The organism is Sphingomonas sp. TZW2008 (assembly GCF_002117915.1).
Classification (GTDB): domain Bacteria; phylum Pseudomonadota; class Alphaproteobacteria; order Sphingomonadales; family Sphingomonadaceae; genus Sphingomonas.
Genome location: NZ_BDJB01000018.1, coordinates 1 through 6,599 on the forward strand (window position 1 = coordinate 1; position 6,599 = coordinate 6,599).

A 6,599-nucleotide genomic window follows, 5' to 3' on the forward strand; every position below is an offset into this window, starting at 1 on the left:
GGTCTCCTCGCGAAGCCTGAATCAGATCGCGACACTCACATCAATGGGTCCTGACCCTAGGCAAAGCCAAGGGTGTCGATGTCACCGTTATTAAAGTGACTACGCCAAAGGGTATCAAATATGGTCCTCAAGCAAAAAGTGGCGAGACCCTCGTCATCGTCGGTTACAGACTCAAGAATACGGCGGACAAGCCGCTGTCGCTTCTTGAGCGACCCGCCTTCGCCCTGATCGATGCGCAGGGTCAGCGGTACAACCCCGACGATTTCATCACCGCCTCAGCAGGCGTAGAAGTTGCGGCGCAGAACTCCTTCGTAGCGGATATCAATCCTAACACGTCGATAGACGGCCGCGTGGCTTGGAAGCTCGACGCGACCGCTTTCGATCGCAACACGTGGAAATTGGTGGTCGCCGGCGACCCGCAGCTTACGTTCGCGCTGAAGTGAGGGGCACGACGATCGCGGGGTTGGCGGCCAGCCACCTCGCGTTCCTCGGCGTCGGCTAGGCGCGAGAGACGTTGGGTCTCCTGACGCAGCGCGAGGTGAGCGAAGTGGGCCCCCTCGAAGTATACTAGCTCGGAATACGCCATGATCTGCCGACAGAGTTCCGTAAGCAGAATGCCCATTCGCGTGGCATGTTCCTTAACCATAAAGCTCGGGAACCTAGCGGCGCGTGGGGTGAAATAGATGCCAACGGACAGATTTCTGTGAAACCTGCAACGTAGGATTTGTATGCTAGTCGGCTTTGTCGTTGAGGTCCCGTGGCTCTCCTTGATCGGTCAAGGCAACGTATGTGAACACCCCCTCGGTGACCTTCTCTGCCTGCTTCGTGCCGCGCACGCGCGTCCACGTCTCCACCTTCACCTTGATCGACGTCGAACCCTCGTCTTCCCACGAGCAGAAACAGCTAACTTCGTCACGGATAGAGATTGGGCGCAGGAACCGCATGGCGTCGATCGCCACCGTGGCAACCGGTCCTGCCGCGCGTTCAACCGCGAACATGCCGCCTGCCAGATCCATCTGGGATAACGTCCAGCCGCCGAAGATATTGCCGCTGGGATTTGCGTCTCGCGGCATTGCGACGGTTCGAAGATGCGCGCCGCCGGGCGGATTGGGGAGGGTGTCCATACGACGCGAACGGGTGTACGCCACTAGGTGTCCGTCGACCGATGTCGATCAAGCCGTTTGTTGATGCGGCGGTTACCCGGTTACCCGTTTACCGTTTTGCTCAGCGTCTGCAGCCCGGCCCTGCCTTCGCGTACCCAACGTATGATCGCCGGCAGAATTTCACGTTCAGGTGTCTCTACGCGTACCATCAAACCTACGTTTTCCGCCGCGAGCGCTGGCCCCTCGATCATCATTCCTTCGGCCGAGATGTTCTTGATCACGATGTTATGGGTTCTGTCACCAACAACGAGCCTGGCGTTCCTAATTACCTTCCTACGCTCCGGCCGGGTGATTTTGTAGCCGACTGGTGATGCAGAGTCTCCTTGTGCCGTCAGCTTTTCTGAGAGGTCGGGTAGTGTCATGGGGGCGCCGTAAACAAAACCCTGTATGTGCGTGCATCCAAGCTCCCGGATCATCTCAATCTCATCTTGTTGCTCGACACCTTCTGCCGTTGTCTCCATGCCAAGCGCGTTTGCCAGCATGACGATCGACTGAATGATCGCTCCATTGCGATTGCCTTTGTTGATAGCACCGCGAACGAAGCTTTTATCGATTTTGATCTTGTCGAATGGCGCCGTCTTTAAGTAGCCCAAAGCAGAGTAGCCGGTCCCGAAGTCGTCGAGTGCGAGCCGGACGCCTAGGCCTTTCAGCGCTTTAAACATCATGTCAGATGAGGACGTGTCGCCAAGGAACACACCTTCTGTGATCTCTAGCTCGATCCGATCTGGAGCGACATCATGGCTGGCGAGTGCGTTTGCTACGATGGCGGCGAAACCTGCATTGCCGAACTGTATCGGTGAAACGTTGACCGCAACCCGGATGCTCTCGGGTAGGTGGGTTGCACTCTGGATCGCGGTTCGCAGCACCCATTCACCAATTGATCCGATTAGCCCGCACTCCTCGGCTACAGGTATGAAGTCAGCCGGGCTGATCTGCCCAAGCTTAGGATGGTGCCAACGGAGCAAAGCCTCGCACCCGACGATCCGCCGGGAGTCAACAGACACAATCGGCTGGTACACGAGATGAAGCTCGTCATTCGCAATCGCTACACGCAAATCGTCCTCGAGCTGCTTGCGAGTCCTGGCGCCGGCCAGCATCTCAGCGGTAAACACGCGGTACACGCCGCGCCCGTCGCCTTTGGCCCGATACAAGGCCAGATCAGCATTACGGGTGAGCGCCTCAGCGTCAGTCCCGTGATCCGGCGAATAGGCAACGCCCACAGAGCAGCCGATTGTCACCGGCACATTATCTATGAGATAAGGCTTGGATAACGTATCGATGATGTGACTCGCGAAATGTTCCGCGGCTTGACGGACCTCACCGCCGGCCATGATGATTTGGAACTCGTCGCCGCCGAGGCGTCCGATCAATCCTGTGTTGCTCATTACCCCTGTCAGCCGCTCTGCTACTTGCCTCAGCAGCTTATCACCGGCCGGATGACCAAGAGTATCGTTGACGCTCTTGAAACGATCTAGATCGAGCAGGAGCAATGCCACGGGATCAAACCCGCTGCGCTGAATAGATAGGGTCTGCGTCAACACACTCTGCATCCGTTGCCGGTTCGCTAAGCCCGTTAGCGCGTCGGAATACGCCAGCCGATTTATCTCGGCGTCGACCCGACGTTGCTCGGTCAGGTCACTGCCAAAGCCGACGAAGCCAACGAAGACGCCCTGTTTGTCGAAGCGCGGCGCTCCTGAAATCGACCACCACCGCAAATCTGTATCGTGTCGCGTCTCCACGACGAGACCTTTGAAGCTCGTCTTGGCGCTCAGATGAAATGATAGGGTACGGCCTACACCAATGGCTTGGTTGCTGACCTTGAAGATCTTCGTCAGCGCGCAGCCCTGGGTGTTCGTTTCGAGAAGCAGGAGCCGCTGGATATCTTCGGACAGGTAGGTCAGACACCCCTCCTGATCCGTTTCCCAGAACCAACCTCCACTGCTCTCCTCAAACGCACGGACAAGGCGAACGGCTCGGGCGGCATCCTGTGCCTGAGCATGAGTCGCCTGCAGATTAGGTGAGTCGTTGCGGCGGTTGAAGAACATATCTCCCTGTACCGGCAATCTCTTGCGACTTGATTATCGGACGCTCTGCGCCATTGCGCTTAGCTTCCTGTAAGCAGCAGGACATTTTGTAATAGCGACCCCACAACAGGCGGCAGCGGCTGAAACGAAGAGGCTCTTGAGTGGCAACGCACGTGTTCTTGCAGGATCTAAGTGATTGCCGCCTCTCTGCATGTCGATCCTACTTACTTGACTATGCTTCTACGACATACTGGTTAGCACCCTTACCTTGAGGTGAGGCAGGGTCTCACCTGAAGCGAGCCTTCGCTGGGGCTCGTCTGCGAACAACCTCCACGTTCAGGAACCAACGCAGGTGCATCAACCAGACCGCAAGGCGGTTTTAACCGTTGCCGGCTAACGTGTTTGGAGGAGGTAGGCAGATGAAAAACGAACTGGCATTGAAGCTCAGGTTGATGGCAGCTGTCGTGACCGTCGTGCTCAGTATGGTCTTTTGGATCATCAGCCGAGCAGATGTGGAGGTTCTAGATCTACCAACGGCCTGGATAGCACTAGCGGCCATTCAGGTTTGGGGTGTGAGTTTCTGGACAGCGCTCGTTCTCTCCATCCGATTTCGGCAAAGGAAGCCTTCCCCTGTAGCGATTCCGCTAGCGCCTAGCCTTGACCTATCTGACGGTCGCTTACCATCTGCATTCAGCCGCCCGCGCTAACAGCTGGCGATCCTGAAAGCGAATTGCCCTGTTAGTTCCACCTACTGATGACAATCTTACCGTCGCCATCCAGTAAGCGGAGAGTGGCGCCACCGAAACGAAACGAAAAGGCAAGCCTTGCGTTTGGCGGTGCATGTTGTTGATCGTCGCTGCGTTCCAAGCCGCTATGACCCTGCCTGACGTGGAGTTGCGTGCGCAGGTTCGCGCGAAGTCAGTCCTTGTTGAGCAGCGTGGCACATCGCGGCTTTCCGTGCGCGCCGAACCGGACGGTGGCAGCGTCGTACGAGTGCAGGCGCCACCTGCACAGCGGACGCTCAACAACGTCACTGTTACTGTTGATGCCGCCGCGCGAGTGGCGCCGGATGCAGCCAACACCGCGGCACAATAGGGGAAGATTAAAATGAAGACCATCGGCCTGATCGTCGCCGCCAGCCTCATTGCAGCAAGCCCCGCGCTTGCTCAATCGGAGAAGAGGAACCGCGCATCGAGCAATGGGTCCACCGTCGCGCAGCAGGCCATGGCGGCAAACACACAACCTGACGTGTTGCTCGACATTCCTAATTTGTCTGTTGATGAAATCACGCTTGAAGTCGAGAACTTGCAAGCTCGCATTGCACTTGATGCGCAGCTGGCGAATTTGCTCAAACTTTCCGCTGGTGCCGACGCAGGCATCGACAAGGTCAAGTTGACCATCAAGGGCGTTCAGGCGCAGGCGACGCTGGTAGTGCGGCTAGAGAATGTCCGCGCGATTATCGAGCGCACTTTGCAGACAATCGACAACAATCCAGAGATTGTACGCGGTCTGCTGTCGACCGTGAGCAACACTGTCGGCACCGTTGGCGGGGTGGCGAACCGCGCACTCCCGGTTGTGGGCGGGGTTGCCAACCGAGCGGTCGGCACAGTCGGGAACGTAGCAAACCGCGCGCTGCCCGCCGTCAGCGGCGTTGCCAACAACGCAGTGGGCGCCGTCGGCGGAATCGCTTCCAGTACGCTGCAGAACGGGCAGCTCCTCGATCTTGCCCGCAGCGGACTCTCTGAAGTTTTGCGAACCACCAACTCGACAGGTCAGGTGGTCCGTCAGGTCCGCGACACAGCCGGCAATACCAGCGAAGTTATCACTGATCAGGCCGGCCGCATCGTATCATCGCGGCGCATAAGCCAGTAGCCTAGGCGGCTTCAACTTCTCCCCTAGGACGCATGACGCGGGATCTCTGTTCACGTGGGATCTCCCGCTTGAGGAACGTACGCCGGGACGATTACGGCAGGCGCGAGTTTGCGGCGCTTGCTGGCTTCGCCGCAGAGCCTTCAAGCCGTTTTTCAACGAAGAGGTTTAAACGCTAAGCCGACCTCGAAAAAGCATCTTGCCGCAATAAGGTCCCCCGGCTGACCTACGTTAACTGAATAGTGGGCGAAGCCCCTCAGCGATTCTATGATCGTTAACCATTAAGTACGTAGATCACGTACTCACTCGACGCTCTGTTGATCGGTGATCGGGATAGCGTGTTGCGGGGGGGATGCGTGGTTTCCAGAAGTTCGTCGACGCTGCTCGGGCGTCTGCGCCGTGATAAGCGCGGCAGCACTCTTGCGATCATGGCATGCTCGATGATCCCGCTGATCGCCATGATCGGCTCGGGTCTTGATATGACGCGCGCCTATATGGCGCAAAACCGGTTTCGTCAGGCGTGCGATGCCGGGTCCTTAGCGGGACGGCGGATGCTCACCGGGCTTACCGTTTCGCAAGCGGTACGTGACGAAGCCACAAAGTATTTCACGTTCAACTATCCACAGGGCAACTTTCAATCTGCCCCCTACTCTCTGACGATGTCTGTGCCGACAGCGGGCACGCTCAAAATCGACAGCGAGACAACCGTTCCGACGACATTGATGAAGATATTTGGGTACCAAACCCTACCTGTCACAGCTTCATGTTCGGCTACTCAAGACTTCGTCAACACCGACATCATGTTGGTATTCGACCTTTCCGGGTCAATGAACTGTGCGCCTGGCGGTGCGGGCGATTGCGGCGGCAGCGAACAGACGGGCTCCAAAATCGCGGCTCTGCGGGAAGCGGCAACCAGCCTGTATGACACGCTTGAGCCAGCGCAGACGCAACTTTACCAAAATAACCTGCGGCTTCGCTACGGATTTGTGAACTATAACAGCTCGGTGAACGTTGGTCGTATCCTCTATCAGCGCAATCCAAACTGGCTTGTTCAGAATTGGACTTATCAATCACGAACTCCAAATTTCGTTGACGGGACGACCTTTTTAAACGGAAAGTCCGCCTGTAATTCTGCATATACGCGTGACTCAGAAGTTTCGCAGTTTGATGCTTCGTGGACCGGTGTTGCTGGCGGATGGTGGTTGAAAAGCAATCGATGTAGCGTGATCATCGAAACGACGTCCAACAATGAAGGTTATTCGTACGGGCAACGCACTCTTGACGTGCGGCAACATCTTGCAAGCAATCTGTCAGCAACAGAGACAAAGACCGAGGTGCCAATCTGGCAACTTATTGGAACAAACAGGAAGGTCCCGGAAACGCCGTATGTGCGAGACGATCTTCCTTATGAGCGTAAGTCGATTTGGAACGGCTGCATCGAGGAGCGAAACACCAATGCCGCTGCGATAGACGGGGGCACTTCTAGGCTCAGGACTCGTTGATCACAGCCAGAAGATGACGGTTGCAGCGAGGGCGACGGCGG

Annotated in this window: 6 protein-coding genes; 4 read left to right on the forward strand and 2 right to left on the reverse strand. The window is 57.0% G+C overall.

Going from position 1 to position 6,599, the window contains the following annotated elements; translation table 11 throughout:
- Positions 1–50: 50 nt before the first annotated feature.
- Positions 51–443 (forward strand): DUF4352 domain-containing protein, encoded by a 393-nt coding sequence (locus B7L05_RS16670; RefSeq protein WP_256926815.1) that lies wholly within the window; start codon positions 51–53, stop codon positions 441–443.
- A 288-nt stretch (positions 444–731) separates the two neighbouring features.
- On the opposite strand, the gene B7L05_RS16675 is transcribed toward B7L05_RS16670, so the two are convergent.
- Together B7L05_RS16675 and B7L05_RS16680 are read right to left on the reverse strand one after the other, a co-directional pair.
- Positions 732–1,124: an acyl-CoA thioesterase gene (locus tag B7L05_RS16675; protein WP_085811421.1), complete on the reverse strand. Its 393-nt coding sequence runs from the start codon at positions 1,122–1,124 to the stop codon at positions 732–734.
- Positions 1,125–1,204: 80 nt separating this feature from the next.
- Entirely contained in the window at positions 1,205–3,208 is a 2,004-nt protein-coding gene (locus tag B7L05_RS16680; protein WP_085811422.1) for a bifunctional diguanylate cyclase/phosphodiesterase, read from the reverse strand.
- A gap of 819 nt (positions 3,209–4,027) precedes the next feature.
- On the opposite strand from B7L05_RS16680, the gene B7L05_RS17290 reads away from it, so the two are divergent.
- From B7L05_RS17290 to B7L05_RS16690, 3 genes are all read left to right on the forward strand, one after another.
- Positions 4,028–4,282 (forward strand): hypothetical protein, encoded by a 255-nt coding sequence (locus B7L05_RS17290; protein WP_144037371.1) that lies wholly within the window; start codon positions 4,028–4,030, stop codon positions 4,280–4,282.
- Between the two features lie 12 nt (positions 4,283–4,294).
- Positions 4,295–5,059 (forward strand): hypothetical protein, encoded by a 765-nt coding sequence (locus B7L05_RS16685; protein ID WP_218776042.1) that lies wholly within the window; start codon positions 4,295–4,297, stop codon positions 5,057–5,059.
- A gap of 353 nt (positions 5,060–5,412) precedes the next feature.
- Entirely contained in the window at positions 5,413–6,558 is a 1,146-nt protein-coding gene (locus B7L05_RS16690) for a TadE/TadG family type IV pilus assembly protein (protein ID WP_256926816.1), read from the forward strand.
- Positions 6,559–6,599: the final 41 nt, after the last annotated feature.

What these genes read in the sequence shown, in the direction of transcription:
- B7L05_RS16675 (WP_085811421.1), bottom strand. Translation starts at nt 1,124, where the DNA reads ATGGACACCCTCCCCAATCCGCCCGGCGGCGCGCATCTTCGAACCGTC.
- B7L05_RS16680 (WP_085811422.1), bottom strand. Translation starts at nt 3,208, where the DNA reads ATGTTCTTCAACCGCCGCAACGACTCACCTAATCTGCAGGCGACTCAT.
- B7L05_RS17290 (WP_144037371.1), top strand. Translation starts at nt 4,028, where the DNA reads ATGTTGTTGATCGTCGCTGCGTTCCAAGCCGCTATGACCCTGCCTGAC.
- B7L05_RS16685 (WP_218776042.1), top strand. Translation starts at nt 4,295, where the DNA reads ATGAAGACCATCGGCCTGATCGTCGCCGCCAGCCTCATTGCAGCAAGC.